Source organism: Streptomyces sp. WM6378 (assembly GCF_001279695.1).
Classification (GTDB): Bacteria; Actinomycetota; Actinomycetes; order Streptomycetales; family Streptomycetaceae; genus Streptomyces.
In genome coordinates, this window is sequence record NZ_LGDD01000349.1 from 1 (window position 1) to 20,281 (window position 20,281).

Consider the following 20,281-nt stretch of genomic DNA (forward strand, 5'->3'; position numbering starts at 1 on the left):
GCACCTCACGCTCGCGCTCGGACAACACCAGTTCGGCCAACCGCGGCCCCGGACGCCCCATGCATATCAAACGACGCATCAACGACTCAGGTCACTAGTTGACACGCAAAGATCGCGTGAAAGGATCCAGAAGATCTCGCGTCGTGCCTCGACCAGGCGCGGCGCGTCTCTTCCTCGACATGGAGAAATACGTGGCCATACTTTCCGGCCGTAAGGGCGGTCGCGCCCTGTCCCGCATCGCCGTCGCAGCGATCGCAGCAGCTCTCGTCGGCACGACCGCGGGTGCGGCTTCCGCGGACAGCACGCCGTCCAGCGCGGCGAAGACGGCCCAGTCGGCGCAGAAGACCGCCAAGGCCAAGCAGTCCGGCTCCGCCGCCAACCGCTCCTTCGCGGCGGGCGACGAGACCCCGGCTGCCGAAACGTTCCCGCTGATCGCGGCGGACGCATCGGGTCAGGGCTACCTTTACCCGCCGAACGGGTCGGGCGGCTTCGGCGACCGCATCGCGGTAAAGGGCCCCTACGGCGAGTTCAGCCAGGCCACCAAGGTGGACAACAACAAGGACGGCGCCTTCGACGCCTTCTACGAGCTGTACACCAACGGCCACCTGGTCTACGACAGCGCGGACGGCACCCCGAAGGACCTGGGCGCGGGCTGGGACGCGTACAACCTCGTCTTCTCGCCGGGCAACCTCGCCGGGGCGCCGGCCGACGACCTGATCGCCCGTGACAAGGCCGGCGTGCTGTGGCTCTACACGGCCAAGGGCGACGGCGGGTTCACCAACCCCGTCAAGCTCGGTGGCGGCTGGGGCGCCATGACCAAGATCGCCGGTCGCGGCGACATGAACGGCGACGGCAAGGCCGACATCATCGCCGTCGACAACTCGGGCGTCGCCTGGCTCTACCCGGGCACCGGCAACTGGGCCGCCCCGTTCGGCAACCGCGTCAAGCTCGGCGCGGGCTGGAACACGTACAACAAGCTCGTCGGCCTCGGCGACCTGGACTTCGACGGCAAGGTCGACCTCATCGGCCGCGACGCCTCCGGCGCCCTCTGGTTCTACGCGGGCACCGGCACCACCAACGGCGCGCCCTTCAAGGACCGCGTCAAGGTCGGCACCGGCTGGAACGGCATGCGCCTGATGTTCTGATCCAGAACGTGGCACACGAGTAAGGCCCGCACCCCCGACCGGGGTGCGGGCCTTACTCGTTGGGGTGCTTAGTTGCGGATCAGGTTCCGCAGCACGTACTGCATGATGCCGCCGTTGCGGTAGTAGTCCGCCTCGCCGGGGGTGTCGATGCGGACGACCGCGTCGAACTCCACGCCCGTGTCGGTGGTGACCTTGACCGTGCGCGGGGTGCTGCCGTCGTTCAGGACGGTCACGCCGGTGAAGGAGAAGGTCTCCTCGCCGGTCAGGCCGAGCGAGGCGGCGGTCGCGCCCTCCGGGAACTGGAGCGGCAGGACGCCCATGCCGATGAGGTTCGAGCGGTGGATGCGCTCGTACGACTCGGCGATGACGGCCTTGACGCCGAGCAGCGCGGTGCCCTTGGCGGCCCAGTCGCGGGACGAGCCCGAGCCGTACTCCTTGCCCGCCAGGATGACCAGCGGGATGCCGGCGGCCTGGTAGTTCTGCGAGGCGTCGTAGATGAAGGAGACCGGGGCGCCCTCGACGGTGAAGTCGCGGGTGAAGCCGCCTTCGGTGCCCGGCGCGATCTGGTTGCGCAGGCGGATGTTCGCGAAGGTGCCGCGAATCATGACCTCGTGGTTGCCACGGCGCGAGCCGTAGGAGTTGAAGTCGCGGCGCTCGACGCCGTGCTCCGTGAGGTACTTGCCGGCCGGGGTGTCGGCCTTGATCGCACCGGCCGGGGAGATGTGGTCGGTGGTGACCGAGTCGCCCAGCTTCGCCAGGACGCGGGCGCCGGCGATGTCGGAGACCGGGGTGGTCTCCATCGTCATGCCCTCGAAGTAAGGGGGCTTACGGACGTAGGTCGACTCGGTGTCCCACTCGAAGGTGTTGCCGGTCGGGATCGGCAGCGACTGCCACTGCGCGTCACCCGCGAAGACGTCCTGGTAGGACTTGTTGAACATGTCCTCGCCGATGGCGTTGGCCACGACGTCGTTGACCTCGGCCTCGGTCGGCCAGATGTCCTTGAGGAAGACCGGGTTGCCCTCGGTGTCGGTGCCGATCGCCTCGGTGGTGATGTCGACCTTCATCGAACCGGCGATGGCGTACGCGACGACCAGCGGCGGGGACGCCAGGTAGTTCATCTTGACGTCGGGGTTGATCCGGCCCTCGAAGTTGCGGTTGCCGGAGAGCACCGAGGTGACCGCGAGGTCGTGCTCGTTGATCGCCTTCGAGATCTCCTCGTCCAGCGGACCGGAGTTGCCGATGCAGGTGGTGCAGCCGTACCCGACGAGGTTGAAGCCCATCTTGTCGAGGTACGGGGTGAGGCCGGCCTTGTCGAAGTAGTCGGTGACGACCTTCGAGCCCGGGGCCAGCGTGGTCTTGACCCACGGCTTGCGGGTCAGGCCCTTGTCCACGGCCTTCTTCGCGACGAGGGCCGCGGCGACCATGACGTACGGGTTCGAGGTGTTGGTGCACGAGGTGATCGCGGCGACGGTGACGGCGCCGTGGTCGATCTCGAACGAGGAGCCGTCGGCCAGGGTGACCAGCGTCGGGCGGCTCGGCACGCCGTTGGCGGAGGCCGGGGAGTCGGAGGCCGGGAAGGACTCCTTGCCCGCCTCGTCGTCCTCGTCGACGTAGTTGCGGACGTCGAGCGCGAACTGCTGGGACGCGTTCGCGAGCACGATGCGGTCCTGCGGACGCTTCGGGCCGGCGATGGAGGGGACGACGGTGGAGAGGTCGAGCTCCAGCTTCTCGGAGAAGTCGGGCTCGGCGGCCGGGTCCAGCCAGAGGCCCTGCTCCTTGGCGTACGCCTCGACGAGGGCGACCTGCTGGGCGTCGCGGCCGGTCAGGCGCAGGTACTTCAGGGTCTCGTCGTCGATCGGGAAGATCGCGGCGGTGGAGCCGAACTCCGGCGACATGTTGCCGATGGTGGCGCGGTTGGCCAGCGAAGTGGCGGCCACACCCTCGCCGTAGAACTCGACGAACTTGCCGACGACGCCGTGCTTGCGCAGCATCTCGGTGATCGTGAGGACCAGGTCGGTGGCGGTGGTGCCCGGGTTCAGCTCGCCGGTCAGCTTGAAGCCGACGACGCGCGGGATGAGCATCGAGACCGGCTGGCCCAGCATCGCGGCCTCGGCCTCGATGCCGCCGACGCCCCAGCCCAGCACGCCGAGGCCGTTGACCATCGTGGTGTGCGAGTCGGTGCCGACCAGGGTGTCGGGGTAGGCCTGACCGTTGCGCACCATGACCGTACGGGCGAGGTGCTCGATGTTGACCTGGTGGACGATGCCGGTGCCCGGGGGGACGACCTTGAAGTCGTCGAAGGCGGTCTGGCCCCAGCGCAGGAACTGGTAGCGCTCCTTGTTGCGGCCGTACTCCAGCTCCACGTTCTGGGCGAACGCGTCCTTGGTGCCGAACTTGTCGGCGATGACGGAGTGGTCGATGACCAGCTCGGCCGGGGAGAGCGGGTTGACCTTCGCCGGGTCGCCGCCGAGCTCCTTGACGGCCTCGCGCATGGTGGCGAGGTCCACGACACAGGGCACACCGGTGAAGTCCTGCATGATCACGCGGGCCGGCGTGAACTGGATCTCCTCGCTGGGCTGGGCCTGGGAGTCCCAGTTGCCGAGCGACCGGATGTGGTCGGCGGTGATGTTCGCGCCGTCCTCGGTGCGGAGCAGGTTCTCCAGGAGAACCTTCAGGCTGTAAGGGAGGCGCGCGGAGCCCTCGACCTTGTCCAGCTTGAAGATCTCGTACGACTCGTCGCCCACGCGCAGCGTGCTGCGGGCGTCGAAGCTGTTCGCCGACACGACAGTCTCCTTCATATATGTGCGCGTTCCACCACAATCCTGCCGCCACGACGTGTTGTCGATCCGCTAAGGTAAGGCTAAGTTAGGTAACCCTTACCGAGCGTCGGCTGCGGTGCGCCTCGGTAGATATCTCGATGTCGAGATAACTCTAGTACATGGCCGCCGGTAGGTCATGCGCGGGCGAGGCCATTCAGGGGCCGGGGGTGTCGACGCGGCTCGCGCCACACCCTCGACCTCGGGTTACGCGGTCACACGACTCCGGGTTCCACACGCATGGCGTACGACATGCCCGGCAAGCGCATAAATGCCCCGCTTCCGGATGGATCCCTTCCGCTTGCCGCCCTCGCGCGCGGACCGCAGTATCGGAATTGACGGTTCCTCACCCCGTTGGCCCACCTCAACGCGAGCGGCATCTCATATCTGAGATAGCCTGCCCCTATGGCAGACGACTACCTCGTACGCATCGGCAAGCTCATCCGTGACGCCCGGCAGCACCGGGGCTGGACACAGACGCAGTTGGCCGAGGCTCTGGGCACCAGCCAGAGCGCCGTGAACCGCATCGAGCGCGGGAACCAGAACATCAGCCTTGAGATGATCGCGCGCATCGGTGAAGCGCTCGACAGCGAAATCGTCTCCCTCGGCTACTCGGGCCCCATGCACCTCCGCGTTGTCGGCGGCCGCCGCCTCTCGGGCTCGATCGACGTCAAGACGAGCAAGAACGCCTGTGTGGCGCTGCTCTGCGGCTCGCTGCTCAACAAGGGCCGCACCGTGCTGCGCCGGGTGGCCCGCATCGAAGAGGTCTACCGGCTCCTCGAAGTCCTCAACTCCATTGGTGTGCGCACCCGTTGGATCAACGACGGGACCGACCTGGAGATCGTGCCGCCGGCCCGGCTCGACCTCGACGCGATGGACGCGGACGCCGCCCGCCGCACCCGCTCCATCATCATGTTCCTCGGCCCGCTCCTTCACCGCATGGACAACTTCCGGCTTCCGTACGCCGGCGGCTGCGACCTCGGCACCCGCACCATCGAACCGCACATGATCGCGCTCCGCCGGTTCGGCCTGGACATCACGGCCACCGAGGGGATCTACCACGCCGTGGTGGAACGCACCGCGCCCGACCGTCCGATCGTGCTGACCGAACGCGGCGACACCGTCACCGAGAACGCGCTGCTCGCGGCCGCACGCAACGACGGCGTCACCGTCATCCGCAACGCCTCCTCCAACTACATGGTCCAGGACCTGTGCTTCTTCCTTGAGGCGCTGGGCGTCCGGGTCGACGGCGTCGGCACCACCACGCTGACCGTGCACGGCATGGCCGACATCGACGTCGACGTCGACTACTCGCCCTCCGAGGACCCGGTCGAGGCGATGAGCCTGCTGGCCGCGGCCGTCGTCACCGAGTCCGAGCTGACGATCCGTCGGGTCCCGGTGGAGTTCCTGGAGATCGAGCTCGCGGTCCTCGAAGAGATGGGCCTCGACCACGACCGCACCGCCGAGTACGCCGCCGACAACGGGCGCACCCGGCTGATCGACCTCACCGTGCGCCCCTCCAAGCTGGAGGCGCCCATCGACAAGATCCACCCGATGCCGTTCCCCGGCCTCAACATCGACAACGTGCCGTTCTTCGCGGCGATCGCGGCGGTGGCCCAGGGCCAGACGCTCATCCACGACTGGGTCTACGACAACCGCGCGATCTACCTCACGGACCTCAACCGCCTCGGCGGCCGCCTCCAGCTCCTCGACCCGCACCGGGTCCTGGTGGAAGGCCCCACCCGCTGGCGCGCCGCCGAAATGATGTGCCCCCCGGCACTGCGCCCGGCCGTGGTCGTCCTGCTCGCCATGATGGCCGCGGAGGGCACGTCCGTGCTGCGCAACGTGTACGTCATCAACCGCGGCTACGAGGACCTGGCCGAGCGGCTCAACTCGGTGGGGGCGCAGATCGAGATCTTCCGGGACATCTAGAGACTCAGAGATGAGGGCGGGCCGGGCCTTTTCAAAGGCCCGGCCCTCTACCCGTTTCCGACGGGGGCCCACAACGACCGTACGCGGCCCAGGTGGTCGGCCCCGCACGCCTCGGCAGCCGCGCGGTCACCGGACGGCGCCAGGTCCGCAAGCCCTCGTTGTGTGCCGGCCTGACCAATCTCACCTTCCGCCATCGGGTGGTTCGAGGTCACGCAGATCTTCCCCAACTGGCATTGTCCGTACGGGACTTGATGCCCGGTGCACCGCCCCCGCCACCGCCAGATCCTCCCAGGCCATGCCCACGCTCTTGAAGAAGCGCGGGCGGTCGCCCGGAGGTCGCACCCCGTCGCGGACCAGATCGGCCAGCGTCCCCGTGATGTGGTCCTCACCGATCACGCCTTCGGCCAGCGGGATCAGCAGGTCTCCCGCCTCGCGCAGGGCGGCCGTCCGCGCCTCCACCCAGAGCGAGGAGCGCCGCACCAGCTCCGAGTCCGTTTCGCGTACGGCGGGCTGGTGCGAGCCGACCGCCACGACCGTGGCGTGGGCGGGGATGCGGCGCCCGTCGAAGAGCGGTTCGCACGCCGTGGTGCAGCAGATCACGAGGTCGGCGGACGACACATCCGACGGCTCGCCGGTGCGGGCCTCCAGACCGAGCTCGCGGGCGTACGTCACCAGACGTTCGGCCGCCTCGCCCGTCCGCGACACGACCGTCACGTGAGTCAACTCTCTTGTGTTCAGGGCCGATTCGAGATGTGCGGAAGCCTGCGGCCCCGCCCCGAACAGGACCAGGCGGGCCGCGGCCGGTTCGGCGAGGGCTTCGATCGCCAGGGCTGAGACGGCCGCCGTGCGCACCGCGGTCAGCGCCGCCGCGTCCAGTACCGCGAGCGGCAGCAGGGTCGGGCCGTCCAGGAGGAGGTAGCTGCCAGTGATGCGGGGCAGTCCTCGGCCCGGGTTGGCGGGTGCGACCCCCGCGATCTTCACGCCGGCGTACTTAGCCGAAGCGGCCGGCATGACGAGCAACTCCCCGGCCGGAACGGGAATGTTGGACCGGGCCGGGCACTGCTCCGGGTCGAGGCCCGCGCGCAGGGCCCCGGCCAGGGCCTCGGCCGCCCCGGCCGGGGGCAGCAGCGCCGCGATGTCGTCGGCGTCGAGATGGATCACAGCGGCGAGCCTTCGTGGGTCACAGCAGGAACCCCGCCGGGAACGGGTCGGAGGGGTCCAGGAAGTACTGGGCGGTTCCTGTGATCCAGGCCCGGCCGGTGACCGTGGGCACGACCGCGGGGAGCCCGCCCACGCTGGTCTCCTCCACCAGGCGCCCGGTGAACTCCGTGCCGATGAAGGACTCGTTGGTGAAGTCCTGGTGCAGGGGCAGCTCGCCCCGCGCGTGCAGTTGGGCCATCCGCGCGGAGGTGCCCGTGCCGCACGGCGAGCGGTCGAACCAGCCGGGGTGGATCGCCATGGCGTGGCGTGAGCGCGTCGCGGTTGAGCCGGGGGCGGCCAGGTAGACGTGCTTCACCCCGGCGATCTCCGGGTTCTCGGGGTGCACCGGCGGGTCGGTCGCGTTGATGGCGGCCATGATGGCGAGCCCCGCGGCGAGCAGGTCGTCCTTGCGCTCCCGGTCGAAGGGGAGGCCGAGCGCTTCGAGTTCGACGAAGGCGTAGAAGTTGCCTCCGTACGCGAGGTCGTAGGTCACCGTGCCGAGGCCCGGGACCTCCGTCTTGCGGTCGAGGGCCAGGCAGAACGAGGGGACGTTGGTCAGGGTGACCGAGCGGGCCTCGCCGTCCTCGACCTGGACGTCCACACTCACCAGGCCCGCCGGAGTGTCCAGGCGCACGGTGGTGACGGGTTCGGTGACCGCCACCATGCCGGTCTCCACCAGCACGGTGGCCACCCCGATGGTGCCGTGTCCGCACATCGGGAGGAGGCCGGAGACCTCGATGTAGAGGACGCCGTAGTCCGCGTCGGGCCGGGTCGGCGGCTGGAGGATCGCGCCGCTCATCGACGCGTGGCCGCGCGGCTCGTACATCAGGAGCGTACGGATGTGGTCGAGGTGCTCCATGAAGTGGAGGCGCCGCTCGGCCATGGTGGCACCGGGGATGACGCCGAGCCCGCCGGTGATGACGCGGGTCGGCATGCCTTCGGTGTGCGAGTCGACGGCGTGGTAGACGTGTCGGGTCCGCATGAATTCGCCTTCCTGGAAAGCTGCTTGGGTCCGGGCCGCCCTCACCGGACTGCCCTGCTCCGATCCGGGCTACTTGTGGCCTTCGGCGAGCGCCTTCTCGGTGGCGGCGCGCACCACGGCGTCCTGTTCGGCGGTGAGCGGCTGGCGGGGCGGCCGGACCTGGCCGCCTGGCCGGCCGGCCAGGTCCATGGAGAGCTTGATGGCCTGGATGAACTCGGTCTTGGAGTCCCAGCGCAGCAGCGGGTGCAGCGCCCGGTAGAGGGGGCGGGCGGTGGCGAGGTCGCCCGCGAGGGCCGCGCGGTAGAGCTCGGCGCAGGAGACGGGCAGGGCGTTGGGGTAACCGGCGATCCAGCCGACCGCGCCGGCCAGGGCCAGTTCGAGCAGCACGTCGTCGGCGCCCACCAACAGGTCCAGTTCCGGGGCGAGCTCGGCGATCTCGTAGGCCCTGCGCACATCGCCGCTGAACTCCTTGACGGCGACGATGCTGCCGTCGGCGTACAGCTGGGCGAGCAGCGCGGGCGTCAGGTCGACCTTGGTGTCGTACGGGTTGTTGTAGGCGACGACGGGCAGGCCCGCCTTGGCGACCTCGGCGTAGTGGGCCCGCACCGAGCGCTCGTCGGCACGGTAGGCGTTCGGCGGGAGCAGCAGCACGGAGCCCGCGCCGGCCTCGGCGGCTTGTTCCGCCCAGCGGCGGGATTCCGTGCTGCCGTACGCGGCGACACCCACCATGACGCGGTCGCCGTCGCCCGCCGCCTCGACGGCGGTGTGTACGACGCGGGCCCGCTCCTCGTCGGTCAGGGTCTGGTATTCGCCGAGCGAACCGTTCGGCACGACGCCGTCGCTACCACTCTCGATCAGCCAACGCACGTGCTGGGCATAGGAGTTGAGGTCGACGGAAAGGTCGGAGCGCAGGGGAAGCGCGGTCGCGACGAGGATTCCGTGCCAGGGGCGGATGCGCTGGGGTGCTGCAGACGTCATGGTCGAACTCCCTAGTGTGGTGTGTGACATTTTACTGACCAATGACGGGTGCCCACAAGGGTCCGACCTCGGTCGACTCGCACGGATGGACACTTGGACGGATGGGCACTTGGGCAGCTCAATGGAGGGGTTGTGAGCTGTGACATAGTAATGTGAAATTGCACTAGCCGCCCGATGCACCCGTTCATCCGTGCACCCCGGCGCACCCACCCTTGCCCATCCCCCTCACCCCGGGAGATCCGATGGCCGAGCGCCCAGCCCCCCTCAACACCGGCAGCCACGACCTTCCCATCAGCCCTGAACTCGCCGCGTTCATGAGCGGCGACTGGGCCCCGACTCCGCTGCCCCGGGACGCCCGAGTGTCCGGATTCGACGTCATGCCGGGCCGCCGGGCGCGGCTTTCCGCCCGCTTTCCCGGCGAGCGACTGATCGTGCCCGCCGGGGAGTTGAGGGTACGCACCAACGACTGCGACCACCGCTTCCGCCCGCACAGCGCGTACGCCTGGCTGACCGGCCTCACCGGCGAGGACCAGCCCGGCCACGTCCTGGTCCTGGAGCCGTCCGGCTCCCGGCACGAGGCGGTGCTCTATCTGCGGCCCCGCTCGCCGCGCGCCGACGGCGACGACGAGTTCTACCGCGACCGCAGGTACGGCGAGTTCTGGGTGGGCCGCCGCCCCGACCTCGCGGAGACCGAGCGCCTGACGGGCATCCGCTGCGCCCACGTGGACGACCTGGACGCGACGGCCCCCGGCCGCAACGCCGCCACCGATCCCGAACTCGCCACCGCACTATCCGAGTTGAGGCTGGTCAAGGACGCCTGGGAGGTGGCCCAGCTCCAGCTCGCCGTCGACCACACCACCGCGGGCTTCGAGGACGTCGTACGCTCCCTGCCGCGCGCACTGGCCCACCCGCGCGGCGAGCGGGTGCTCGAAGGCGCCTTCGGGGCGCGGGCCCGCGCCGAGGGCAACGGCACCGGGTACGAGACGATCGCCGCGTCCGGGGCGCACGCCTGCGTACTGCACTGGATCCGCAACGACGGGCGGCTCGACCCCCAGGACCTGCTCCTGCTCGACGCGGGCGTGGAGACCGACACCCTGTACACGGCCGACATCACCCGCACCCTGCCGCTGTCCGGCCGCTTCTCCCCCGTCCAGCGCCAGGTGTACGAACTCGTCCTGGCCGCGCAGGACGCGGGCATCGCGGCGCTGCGGCCGGGCGCCGCCTTCCGCGACTTCCACCGGGCCGCGATGGGGGTGATCGCGGAGGGTCTCGCCGAGTGGGGCGTCCTGAAGGGCGCGTCGGGCGAGCTGCACCGCCGCTACACGCTGTGCGGCAGCGGGCACATGCTCGGCCTGGACGTCCACGACTGCGCGAAGGCCCGCGCCGAGACGTACCTGGACGGCGTCCTGGAACCCGGCCAGGTCCTCACGGTGGAGCCCGGCCTCTACCTCCAGCCGGACGACGAAACGCTGCCGCCCGAACTGCGCGGCATAGGCGTCCGCATCGAGGACGACCTGGTGATCACGGAGACCGGCGCCCACCTGATGTCGGGCGCGCTGCCTAGGTCGGTGGCGGGGGTGGAGGACTGGATGGGAGCGTTGCTGGAGGGGTGAGTCGGTTGCCCTGGTGGGTGGGAGGCGACCGGCGCGCGGGAGTACCTACTCCAGCACCGCGAACCCATCCAGCTCGACCAGGGCCTGGGTGTCCCACAGTCGAACCACCCCGATCACCGCCATCGCCGGGTAGTCCCGCCCCGCCAACTCCCGCCAAATGGCGCCCAGTTCACGCGCCTGCTCCCGGTAAGCGGCAACATCCGTCGCGTACACGGTGACCCGCGCGAGGTCGCCCGGCGAACCCCCCGCCGCGGCCAGCGCCGCGAGCAGGTTGGTCAGGGCCGTGCGGAACTGCTCGGGCAGGGTGGCGCCCACCACCTTGCCGTCCCCGTCGAGCGCGGTCTGCCCGGCGAGGAAGACCACGCGGGACCCGGTGGCGACGACGGCATGGCTGAACCCCGTCGCCGGGGACAGCGCGGCGGGGTTCACTCGGTCGAGGCTCACCGGTACAGCTCCTTCGCGATGATGGTGCGCTGCACTTCACTCGCCCCCTCGTAGATGCGGGGCGCGCGGACCTCACGGTAGAGGTGTTCGAGGAGGTGCCCGCGTTGCAGCGCGCGGGCGCCGTGGAGCTGGACCGCCGCGTCGACGACGTACTGCGCGGTCTCGGTGGCGAACAGCTTCGCCATGGCCGAGCCGCGCGCGATGCCCGCCTCACCCCGGTCGTACGCGGCGGCCGCCGCGTACACCAGGAGCCGGGCCGCCTCGGTGCGCGTCGCCATGTCGGCGACCCGGTGGGCGACCGCCTGGAGGTCCCCCAGCGGGCCGCCGAACGCGGTGCGCCGGGCGGTGTGCGCGAGCGTCGCGTCAAGGGCCGCCTGCGCCATGCCGACGGCGAACGCCCCGACGCTCGGCCGGAACAGGTTGAGCGTGTTCATCGCGACCCGGAAGCCCTGATCGGGCTCGCCCAGGACGTCGTCGGCGCCCACCGGCACGCCGTCGAAGTCGAGGCTGCCGATCGCGTGCGGGGAGAGCATGTCGAGCGCGGCGCCGGTGAGGCCGGGCCGGTCGGCGGGGACCAGGAAGGCCGTCACTCCGCGCGCGCCGGCGTCCGGTGTCGTACGGGCGAAGACGGTGTAGAAGTCGGCCTCGGGGGCGTTGGAGATCCAGCACTTCTCGCCCGTCAGGCGCCAACCTCCTTGGCTCTCGACGGCGTTGAGGCTGAGGGCGGCCGCGTCCGAGCCCGCGCCCGGCTCGCTCAGCGCGAAGGCCGCGACCGCGCGGCCCGCCATCACCTCGGGCAGCCAGCGCCCGCGCTGCGCGGGCGTCCCGTAGGCGGCGACCGGGTGCGCGCCGAGGCCCTGGAGGGCGAGCGCGGTCTCGGCCTCGGTGCACGCGTACGCCAGCGCTTCGCGCATCAGGCACAGGTCGAGCGCGCCGGATTCGAAGAGCCGGGCGAGCAGCCCGTGCTCGCCGAGCGCCTCGACGAGTGGCCGGTTGACCCGACCTGGCTCACCCTTGTCCGCAAGGGGGCGCAGCCGCGCCCCGGCGAGCACCCGCAGTTCCCCGCACCATTCCAGCTGGTCCGGCTCCAGCGCGAATCCGGGCATGGCCACCCCTTTCCACTCGGGTTCCGACTGTTCCACTCGGCTCCGACAACGACAGACACCTGCCCTATCGCGAACTGTTGACTGTCGTCATCCAAACGATACGCTCCAGAGGCGACAAGGGGGCGATCCCGTATGGAGCTGAAGAACTCAGCGCACGCCGACACCTTTCCCCGCGACCATCTGCCGCCCACCGACCAGTGGCCGGACCTGGTCCTCGGCCCGCCCGGGCCGCACTACCCCGAGCGGCTCAACTGCGGCGCCGAACTCCTCGACGCCACCATCGAGCGCTTCGGCCCGGACCGCCCCGTCTTCCGCACCGGCCAGGGCGAGGTCTGGACGTACCGGGAACTGCGCGACCGCGTCGACCGGATCGCGCACGTCCTGACCGGTGAGCTCGGCGTGGTGCCCGGCAACCGGGTACTGCTGCGCGGGCCGACGACGCCGTGGCTGGCCGCGTGCTGGCTGGCGGTGATGAAGGCCGGCGCGGTCGCCGTAACCGTGCTGGCCCAGCAGCGCGCGCACGAACTGGGCGTGATGTGCTCCATCGCGCGGATCAGCCACGCGCTGTGCGACGCCCGCGCACTCGCCGACCTGGAGCGGGCCGATGCACCCGGCCTGCGCATCACGGCGTACGGCGGCGACGGGCCCGGAGATCTCCTGAACCTGGTCAAGCGGGCGCCCGCCGGGCGGTTCAGCGCCGTGGACACCTCGGCGGACGATGTCGCCCTGATCGCCTTCACCTCGGGCACGACCGGACGCCCCAAGGGTTGTATGCACTTCCACCGCGATGTGCTCGCCATAGCCGACACGTTCGCCCGGCACGTCCTGAAGCCGACACCCGACGACGTCTTCGCGGGCAGCCCCCCGCTCGGCTTCACGTTCGGGCTCGGCGGCCTGGTCGTCTTCCCGCTGCGGGCCGGCGCCTCGGCCCTGCTGCTCGAACAGGCGGGCCCCCGGCAGCTGTTGCCGGCCCTCGCCGAGCACCGCGTATCGGTCCTGTTCACCGCGCCGACCGCGTACCGGACGATGCTGGAGGAACTCGACGCGCACGACCTGGGCGCCCTGCGCCGCTGCGTCTCGGCCGGTGAGAACCTTCCGGCGGCGACCTGGCGGGCCTGGCAGGAGCGCACCGGCCTGCGCATCATCAACGGCATCGGCGCCACCGAACTCCTGCACATCTTCATCTCCGCGGCGGACGAGGACATCCGGCCCGGCACCACCGGCCGACCCGTGCCCGGCTGGCAGGCCCGCATCGTCGACGGGCAGGGCAAGCCCGTCCCGGACGGCGAGCCCGGGCTGCTCGCCGTGCGCGGCCCGGTCGGCTGCCGCTACCTCGCGGACGAGCGGCAGCGCGAGTACGTACGGGACGGCTGGAACGTCACGGGTGACACCTATGTGCGCGACAGCGACGGCTGGTTCCGGTACGTGGCCCGCGCCGACGACATGATCATTTCGGCCGGGTTCAACATCGCGGGCCCCGAGGTCGAGGACGCGCTCCTGCGCCACCCCGACGTCACGGAGGCCGCGGTGGTGGGACGGCCCGACGAACGGCGCGGTCATGTCGTCGTCGCGTACTGCGTACTGCGGCCGGGGGTGGCGCGCGGCGCGGACACGGTGGCGCTGCTGCGCGACTTCGTGAAGTCCGAGCTCGTCCCGTACAAGTGCCCGCGCGAGATCGTCTTCCTGGACGCGCTCCCCCGCACACCCACCGGCAAGCTCCAGCGCTTCCGGCTGCGGGAACTAGAGTGATCACGTGGCCGAGCTGCACACTCCCCGATCCCTGATCGTGACTCTGTACGGCGCCTACGGGCGCGAGACCTCCGGCTCCCTCGCGGTCGCCGAACTGATCCGGCTGCTCGCGGCGGTCGGCGTCGACGCGCCCTCCGTGCGCTCGTCGGTGTCCCGGCTCAAACGGCGCGGGCTGCTCGTGGCGCAGCCCACCGCGGCCGGGGCGGCCGGCTACGCCCTGTCGGCCGACGCACGCCAGCTCCTGGACGACGGCGACCGGCGCATCTACGCCCACCCCTCGCCCCAGGCGTCGGACGGCTGGGTGCTCGCGGTGTTCTCCGTCCCGGAGTCGGAGCGCAGCAAGCGGCACGTGCTGCGCTCGCGCCTGGCCGGACTCGGCTTCGGCACGGCCGCGCCGGGCGTGTGGCTCGCTCCGGCCCGGCTGTACGACGAGACCCGGCACACCCTGGAACGCCTCCAACTCGCCCCGTACGTCGACCTGTTCAGGGGCGAGCACCTCGGCTTCGCGCCCACCGCGGAGGCCGTCGCCCGCTGGTGGGACCTGCCGGCCATCGCCAAGCAGCACGAGGAATTCCTCGACCGGCACGAACCGGTGCTGCGCACCTGGGAGTCGCGGGCGCACACCCGGCCGGGCGCCCGCGACTCCCCCGGGACCGACACCGAGGCCGCCTACCGGGACTACCTCCTCGCCCTCGACTCCTGGCGCCGGCTGCCGTACGCCGACCCGGGGCTGCCCGCCGGACTCCTGCCCGGCGACTGGCCGGGCGGGCGCTCCGCCGAGGTGTTCGGCCGGCTTCATGAGCTGCTGCGGGAGCCGGGCGCCGCGTTCGTACGGGGTGCGCTGCCGGGCCGGGGGCCCCGGCCGCCTCGTACGATGTCGACGTGACGGAGCAGATGAGGCGCCCCCGCCGGGGGCAGGGGGAGCTGGAGGCGCGGGTGCTCGCGGCGCTGCGCCAGGCGCCGGGTCCGGTGACCGCGGGCTGGGTGCAGCAGTGGCTCGGCGAGCCGCTCGCCTATACGACCGTCGTGACGATCCTGACCCGGCTGCACACCAAGCAGGCGGTGGCCCGCGAGCGCGCGGGCCGCTCCTTCGTGTGGATTCCGGCCGACGAGGCGGGGCTCGCGGCCCGCCGGATGCGCAAGGTGCTCGACGCCGAGCGGGACCGGGGCGCGGTGCTCGCCAGCTTCGTCACCGACCTCTCGCCGGACGACGAGCGGCTGCTGCGCGAACTGCTCGGCGGGGCCGGGAACTGATCCGGTGGGTGTGTTCGTCGTCCTGCCGCTCGTGCTGCCGCTGACCGCCTGGCCGATCGCCCGCCTCGCCGGCCCGAGGCTGCATCCGCGCACGGCGACGCGCGTCCTGTCGCTGGTGGGCGGGGTGCTCGCGGTGTGCAGCACGCTGTGTCTCCTCCTCCTCATGGTGGCCGGAACCGCGCAGTTGCCCGGCAATCCGCTGCCGGACGCCTGGGCCGATCCGGAGGTCCGGGCGGTGGTGCCGTACGACGAGGCGGTCGGGCAGGCCGCGCTCCTCGTGCTGGCTGCCGTCGCCCTGGCCTGCGGTCAACTCCTGTGGCGCCATGGGCGGGTGCGGGCCGGGGCCAAGCGGGCGCTGACCGGACTGCCGCCGTCCCGGCGGGCGGTACTGCCGGACGAGCGGCCCTATGCGTACGCGCTGCCCGGTGGGCCTCGCGGGCGCGGGCGCGTCGTGGTGTCCAGCGGGATGCTGGACCTCCTCGACACCCGCGAGCGCGAAGCCTTGATCGCTCACGAGGAAGCCCATCTGACGGGCCGTCACCATCGGTTCCTCCTGGTGGCCGGTCTTGCCGCGCGCGCCAATCCGTTCCTGCGCCCGCTGCGTTCCGCCGTCGCGTTCACCACCGAACGCTGGGCGGACGAGGACGCCGCCCGTGCGGTGGGCGACCGCAGAGTGGTGGCGCGCGCCATCGGCAAGGCGGCGCTGGCGTCGGGCCCGGGCCACGACCTGCGCCGGGTGCCGCCGCTGCCCGCGTTCGCGGCGGCCGGGCCGGCACCGGGGCCCGTGCCGCGAAGGGTGGCGGCGCTGCTGCGACCGGTGCCGAACGCTCGCGCCTGGCCGCCCGCGGGCACGGCGGCGGGGCTCGCCCTGTGGACCGCCACCGCGGGCGCGGCGGCCTCGGCCCTGTCTTCGGCGAACGCGACGCTGGTCCTGGTCACGGTCCTGCGGGGCGCGACCACGGCCCTGTAGCTCGGCCACGCCGAAGGCGGGCGAGACCGCGACCTGTAGCCGTGGGCCTGACTCCCTAGCCGTGGACCTTCCCGAGAAGCGCGCGGCCAGGACCCTGTGACGCGATCCGAGACGATGCCGGGACCAGCTACCGGCGCGCGGCGACTACAGGTCGAACTCCACCGGCGACAGGCCGAGCGCGTAGCAGGCCTCGCGGACGACGGCCTGCTCGGTCTTGTCGAAGTCACCGTCCGCGCCGCCGATGACGATGCCTATCTGAATGACGGCGCGCGCCTCGGCGGGCTTCTTCTTCGCCTTGGCGACCTCCTGCAACAGGCCCACCTTGCCGAAGTCGAAGTCGGCGGCCAGCTTGTCGAGCCCCTCGTCGAAGCGGCGCTGCAGATCGGCGGCCGGGAAGTTCTGCAACACCTCGTTGGACGCGATGAGTTGGGCCACCCGGCGCCGCTCGGCCGCGTCGATGGAGCCGTCGGCGGCGGCGACCAGGGCACACATCGCCATGCTCGCGTCGCGGAAGGCGCCGCTCTTCAGGTCGTTCTTCTTGGCCACGAGCTGCGTCTGCATCGTCGTGGCGGATTCCTTGAGGCGGTCCCAGAGGGCCATGGTGCTTCTCCATGCATGTCGTCAAACTTCTACAGCAATGTAGAAACTGACGGGCCTCCCGAATGGTTCCCGGGAGAGCCGAGTGTTTTCGGCGTGCATTTGCACCGGGGGCGCCCGGGGTGCCGAGAGCGCTGAGGGCGTCGAGAGTGCCCAGAGCGCTGAGAGCGCGGCGGCCCCTGACGGACTGTCCGCGGGCGCGTCAGTTCAGGCTGAGCCGTGGCCTCGGGGCATCCGTCCGTCCCGTCGGCGGCTTGCGGCTGCCCGCCCGGTAAGGCGGCGGCCAGCTCGCGCCGGGGCCCGCATAACCCTGCTCGGCCGCGGCGTGCAGGGTCCAGTGCGGGTCGTACAGATGCGGCCGGGCCAGCGCGCACAGGTCGGCGCGGCCCGCCAGGAGCAGGGAGTTGACGTCGTCCCAGGACGAGATGGCTCCCACCGCGACGACCGGGATGCCGAGCGCGTTGCGGATCCGGTCGGCGTACGGGGTCTGGTACGAGCGGCCGTATTCGGGGCGTTCGTCGGGGACGACCTGGCCGGTGGAGACGTCGATGGCGTCGGCGCCGTGCGCGGCGAAGGCCCGCGCGATCTCGACGGCGTCCTCGGCGGTGGTGCCGCCCTCGGCCCAGTCGGTGGCGGAGACGCGGACCGTCATGGGCTTGTCGGCGGGCCAGCCGGCGCGCACCGCGTCGAAGACTTCGAGGGGGAAGCGGAGCCGGCCCGCGAGGGAACCGCCGTAGGCGTCCGTCCGTTGGTTGGCGAGAGGGGAGAGGAATCCGGAGAGCAAGTAGCCGTGTGCGCAGTGCAGTTCGAGGAGGTCGAATCCGCAGTCGACGGCGCGGCGGGCCGCGGCCGTGAACTGGTCGCGGATCTCGGTGAGCCCCGCGCGGTCCAGCGCGTGCGGGACCTGGCTGACGCCCGGCCGGTACGGGAGGGGAGAGGCGGCGGCGACGGGCCAGTTGCCGGTGTCGAGCGGCTCGTCCATGCCGTCCCACATCAGCTTGGTCGAGCCCTTGCGCCCGGAGTGGCCGAGCTGGATGCCGACGGCGGTGCCCGGCGCCTGCTGGTGGACGAAGTCCGCGATCCGCCGCCAGGCCCCGGCCTGTTCGGGGGTGTAGAGGCCGGCGCAGCCGGGGGTGATGCGACCTTCGGGGCTGACGCACACCATCTCAGTCATGACAAGACCCGCGCCGCCCAGCGCGCGGGCGCCGAGGTGCACGAGGTGGAAGTCGCCGGGGACACCGTCCACGGCGCAGTACATGTCCATGGGCGAGACGACCACGCGGTTCTTCAGTGCCAGGCCGCGCAGCCGGAAGGGGGTGAACATGGGCGGGGTGCCCGGCGGGCAGCCGAATTCCCGCTCGACGGTGTCGGTGAACCCGGGGTCACGCAGCCGCAGGTTGTCGTGGGTGACCCGGCGGCTGCGGGTGAGGAGGTTGAAGGCGAACTGCCGGGCGGGCTGGTCGAGATAGCGTTCCAGCTCCTCGAACCAGCGCAGGCTGGCGGCGGCCGCGCGCTGCGTCGACTCGACGACGGGCCGGCGCTCACTCTCGTACGCGCTGAGGGCCGCGGGCAGATCGGGCTGCTCCTCGATGCACGCGGCAAGGGCCAGGGCGTCCTCGACGGCGAGCTTGGTGCCGGAGCCGATGGAGAAGTGTGCGGTGTGCGCCGCGTCGCCGAGGAGCACCGTGTTGCCGTACGACCAGCGCTTGTTGACGACGGTCCGGAAGGCGTTCCATGAGGAGTTGTTGCCGCGCAGCGGGCGTCCGCCGAGGGCGTCGGTGAAGATCTTGGCGCAGTAGTCGGCGGAGGCGGTTTCGTCGAGCCCGTTGAACCCGGCGGCCGCCCACACCTCTTCGCGCATTTCGACGATGACGGTGGAGGAGTCGGCGGAGTAGGGGTAGCCGTGCAGCTGCATCACGCCGTGTTCGGTCTCGGCGATCTCGAAGCGGAAGGCGTCGAAGGCGAAGTCGGCGGCGAGCCATACGTAGCGGCAGCGGTGCGTGGTGATGCGCGGCGCGAAGTGGTCGGCGTGCGCCTCGCGGGTGAGGCTGTGCACCCCGTCCGCGGCGACCACCAGGTCGTAGGCCGCGGCGAGTTCGGCGGCGGGCGGCGCCTCCGCGCGGAAACGCAAGGTGACGCCCAGTGCCTGGCAGCGCTCGTGCAGGATCTCCAGGAGCCTGCGCCGTCCGAGCGCGGCGAAGCCGTGCCCGCCGGAGGTGAGCGTGCGCCCCCGGTGCACGATGTCGATGTCGTCCCACCGGACGAACTCGGCGCGCAAAGCCTGGTAGACGGCCGGGTCGGCGTGTTCGATCCCGCCGAGGGTCTCGTCCGAGAGCACCACGCCGAAGCCGAAGGTGTCGTCGGGGGCGTTGCGCTCCCACAGCGTGATCTCGCGGTCGGGGCCGAGGCGCTTGAGCAGGGCCGCGGCGTAGAGCCCGCCGGGGCCGCCGCCGATGACGGCGATCCGCAGCGGGGCGCCCTCGGCGCGCGGGGCCGGCATCGCTAGCGTCCCTGCCACTTCGGGGGCCGCTTCTCGCTGAAGGCCGCGTGGAACTCGGCGTAGTCCTCGCCGTTCATCAGCAGGGCCTGGGTCGCCGCGTCCATTTCCACCGAGGCCGCGAGCGGCATGTCGAGCTCCGCGGTGAGCAGCGCCTTGGTCTGGGCGTACGCGAGCGCGGGTCCGTCGGCGAGGCGGCGGGCGAGCTCGGCGGCGCGCTCGTCCGCGCGGCCCTCGTCCGTCAACTCGCTGAGCAGGCCGATCCGTTCGGCCTCCGTGGCACGTACGGGATCGCCCAGCATGAGCAGGCGGGTGGCGTGGCCGAGGCCGACGACGCGGGGCAGCAGATAGGCCGCGCCCATGTCGCCGCCCGACAGGCCCACCTTGGTGAAGAGGAAGGCGAACCGCGCCGAGGGGTCGGCGATGCGGAAGTCCGCGGCAAGCGCGAGCACCGCGCCCGCGCCGGCCGCGACGCCGTGCAGCGCGGCGATCACCGGGAAGGGACATTCGCGGATCGCCCGGACGACCTGGCCGGTCATGCGGTTGAAGTCGAGGAGTTCCGCGGTGTTCATCGACAGGGTGGCGCCGATGATGTCGTCGACGTCGCCGCCCGAGCAGAACCCGCGCCCTTCGCCGGCCAGGACCAGGGCGCGCACCGAGCGCTCCCTGGACAGTTCGGCGAGCAGGTCGCGCAGGTCCGCGTAGGCGCCGAAGGTCAGCGCGTTGAGTTTCTCCGGCCGGGCCAGGGTGACGGTCGCGACCCCGTCGGCCAACGTGAGCCGTAGATGGCGCCAGTCCTCGGTGGGCGATGCGGAGCTGGGAAAGGGGCTCATCCGGGCGGCCTCCTTCGGCGGGACGGCAGGTGCCGCCACCTCTTCTGCTGCCTGCCCGACGACGGTATCACTCATACGTGACCGTCGTCACGAGTACGCAATACGGCGGGCGGGCCGACCAGGGGCCAAGGTCCCTCGCACCGGTGCCCCACGGCCCGGCCGCGC

At 71.3% G+C, this 20,281-nt stretch carries 16 protein-coding genes; 7 read left to right on the forward strand and 9 right to left on the reverse strand.

Going from position 1 to position 20,281, the window contains the following annotated elements; genetic code table 11:
• Positions 1-191: 191 nt before the first annotated feature.
• Positions 192-1,145: an FG-GAP repeat domain-containing protein gene (locus ADK54_RS40535; RefSeq protein WP_053730875.1), complete on the forward strand. Its 954-nt coding sequence runs from the start codon at positions 192-194 to the stop codon at positions 1,143-1,145.
• Positions 1,146-1,213: 68 nt separating this feature from the next.
• Here the strand turns inward: ADK54_RS40535 and acnA are convergent, their stop codons facing one another.
• Complete coding sequence (gene acnA, locus ADK54_RS40540; RefSeq protein ID WP_053730876.1) at positions 1,214-3,943, reverse strand: aconitate hydratase AcnA; 2,730 nt, start codon at positions 3,941-3,943, stop codon at positions 1,214-1,216.
• A gap of 423 nt (positions 3,944-4,366) precedes the next feature.
• Between acnA and ADK54_RS40545 the strand changes: the two genes are divergently transcribed.
• Positions 4,367-5,893: a helix-turn-helix domain-containing protein gene (locus tag ADK54_RS40545; protein ID WP_053730877.1), complete on the forward strand. Its 1,527-nt coding sequence runs from the start codon at positions 4,367-4,369 to the stop codon at positions 5,891-5,893.
• A 180-nt stretch (positions 5,894-6,073) separates the two neighbouring features.
• On the opposite strand, the gene ADK54_RS40550 is transcribed toward ADK54_RS40545, so the two are convergent.
• The 3 genes from ADK54_RS40550 to ADK54_RS40560 all read right to left on the reverse strand — a co-directional run bounded on the left by ADK54_RS40550 (position 6,074) and on the right by ADK54_RS40560 (position 9,053).
• On the reverse strand, positions 6,074-7,054 hold the full coding sequence (locus tag ADK54_RS40550) for an ornithine cyclodeaminase family protein (protein WP_053730878.1): 981 nt from the start codon (positions 7,052-7,054) through the stop codon (positions 6,074-6,076).
• Positions 7,055-7,073: 19 nt separating this feature from the next.
• The gene (locus tag ADK54_RS40555; RefSeq protein WP_053730879.1) at positions 7,074-8,075 is read right to left on the reverse strand and encodes a proline racemase family protein; all 1,002 of its coding nucleotides are present in this window, start codon (positions 8,073-8,075) and stop codon (positions 7,074-7,076) included.
• A gap of 69 nt (positions 8,076-8,144) precedes the next feature.
• Positions 8,145-9,053 carry a dihydrodipicolinate synthase family protein gene (locus ADK54_RS40560; RefSeq protein WP_053730880.1) on the reverse strand — a complete coding sequence of 303 codons (909 nt, stop codon included), beginning with the start codon at positions 9,051-9,053 and terminating at the stop codon, positions 8,145-8,147.
• Positions 9,054-9,295: 242 nt separating this feature from the next.
• Between ADK54_RS40560 and ADK54_RS40565 the strand changes: the two genes are divergently transcribed.
• Positions 9,296-10,666: an aminopeptidase P family protein gene (locus ADK54_RS40565; protein WP_053730881.1), complete on the forward strand. Its 1,371-nt coding sequence runs from the start codon at positions 9,296-9,298 to the stop codon at positions 10,664-10,666.
• 45 nt (positions 10,667-10,711) lie between these two features.
• Here ADK54_RS40565 and ADK54_RS40570 read toward each other — a convergent pair whose 3' ends face one another.
• Positions 10,712-11,110, reverse strand: a complete 399-nt coding sequence (locus ADK54_RS40570; RefSeq protein ID WP_053730882.1) for a RidA family protein — start codon at positions 11,108-11,110, stop codon at positions 10,712-10,714.
• Positions 11,107-12,216 (reverse strand): acyl-CoA dehydrogenase family protein, encoded by a 1,110-nt coding sequence (locus ADK54_RS40575; RefSeq protein ID WP_053730883.1) that lies wholly within the window; start codon positions 12,214-12,216, stop codon positions 11,107-11,109. Before ADK54_RS40575 ends, ADK54_RS40570 begins: the two co-directional genes overlap by 4 nt.
• Before the next feature lie 132 nt (positions 12,217-12,348).
• On the opposite strand from ADK54_RS40575, the gene ADK54_RS40580 reads away from it, so the two are divergent.
• The 4 genes from ADK54_RS40580 to ADK54_RS40595 are packed head-to-tail and all read left to right on the forward strand — an operon-like array spanning position 12,349 to position 16,189.
• Positions 12,349-13,965 (forward strand): AMP-binding protein, encoded by a 1,617-nt coding sequence (locus tag ADK54_RS40580; RefSeq protein WP_053730884.1) that lies wholly within the window; start codon positions 12,349-12,351, stop codon positions 13,963-13,965.
• A gap of 4 nt (positions 13,966-13,969) precedes the next feature.
• Positions 13,970-14,851, forward strand: a complete 882-nt coding sequence (locus ADK54_RS40585) for a PaaX family transcriptional regulator C-terminal domain-containing protein (RefSeq protein WP_053730885.1) — start codon at positions 13,970-13,972, stop codon at positions 14,849-14,851.
• Between the two features lie 8 nt (positions 14,852-14,859).
• A complete protein-coding gene (locus tag ADK54_RS40590) occupies positions 14,860-15,219 on the forward strand; it encodes a BlaI/MecI/CopY family transcriptional regulator (RefSeq protein ID WP_107090743.1) in 360 nt (119 codons plus the stop codon).
• Between the two features lie 4 nt (positions 15,220-15,223).
• Positions 15,224-16,189, forward strand: a complete 966-nt coding sequence (locus ADK54_RS40595) for a M56 family metallopeptidase (RefSeq protein ID WP_053730887.1) — start codon at positions 15,224-15,226, stop codon at positions 16,187-16,189.
• A 144-nt stretch (positions 16,190-16,333) separates the two neighbouring features.
• Here the strand turns inward: ADK54_RS40595 and ADK54_RS40600 are convergent, their stop codons facing one another.
• From ADK54_RS40600 to ADK54_RS40610, 3 genes are all read right to left on the reverse strand, one after another.
• Entirely contained in the window at positions 16,334-16,789 is a 456-nt protein-coding gene (locus ADK54_RS40600) for a tellurite resistance TerB family protein (protein WP_053730888.1), read from the reverse strand.
• A 199-nt stretch (positions 16,790-16,988) separates the two neighbouring features.
• Positions 16,989-19,286, reverse strand: coding sequence for a bifunctional salicylyl-CoA 5-hydroxylase/oxidoreductase (locus ADK54_RS40605; RefSeq protein WP_053730889.1), 2,298 nt, complete (start codon positions 19,284-19,286; stop codon positions 16,989-16,991).
• Positions 19,287-19,288: 2 nt separating this feature from the next.
• Positions 19,289-20,116 (reverse strand): enoyl-CoA hydratase family protein, encoded by an 828-nt coding sequence (locus ADK54_RS40610; RefSeq protein WP_053730890.1) that lies wholly within the window; start codon positions 20,114-20,116, stop codon positions 19,289-19,291.
• Positions 20,117-20,281: the final 165 nt, after the last annotated feature.

Coding starts and splice junctions, on each gene's coding strand:
- ADK54_RS40610 (WP_053730890.1), bottom strand. CDS start 20,116: ATGAGCCCCTTTCCCAGCTCCGCATCGCCCACCGAGGACTGGCGCCAT.
- ADK54_RS40575 (WP_053730883.1), bottom strand. CDS start 12,216: ATGCCCGGATTCGCGCTGGAGCCGGACCAGCTGGAATGGTGCGGGGAA.
- ADK54_RS40555 (WP_053730879.1), bottom strand. CDS start 8,075: ATGCGGACCCGACACGTCTACCACGCCGTCGACTCGCACACCGAAGGC.
- ADK54_RS40600 (WP_053730888.1), bottom strand. CDS start 16,789: ATGGCCCTCTGGGACCGCCTCAAGGAATCCGCCACGACGATGCAGACG.
- ADK54_RS40560 (WP_053730880.1), bottom strand. CDS start 9,053: ATGACGTCTGCAGCACCCCAGCGCATCCGCCCCTGGCACGGAATCCTC.
- ADK54_RS40590 (WP_107090743.1), top strand. CDS start 14,860: ATGAGGCGCCCCCGCCGGGGGCAGGGGGAGCTGGAGGCGCGGGTGCTC.
- ADK54_RS40545 (WP_053730877.1), top strand. CDS start 4,367: ATGGCAGACGACTACCTCGTACGCATCGGCAAGCTCATCCGTGACGCC.
- acnA (WP_053730876.1), bottom strand. CDS start 3,943: ATGAAGGAGACTGTCGTGTCGGCGAACAGCTTCGACGCCCGCAGCACG.
- ADK54_RS40565 (WP_053730881.1), top strand. CDS start 9,296: ATGGCCGAGCGCCCAGCCCCCCTCAACACCGGCAGCCACGACCTTCCC.
- ADK54_RS40580 (WP_053730884.1), top strand. CDS start 12,349: ATGGAGCTGAAGAACTCAGCGCACGCCGACACCTTTCCCCGCGACCAT.
- ADK54_RS40605 (WP_053730889.1), bottom strand. CDS start 19,286: ATGCCGGCCCCGCGCGCCGAGGGCGCCCCGCTGCGGATCGCCGTCATC.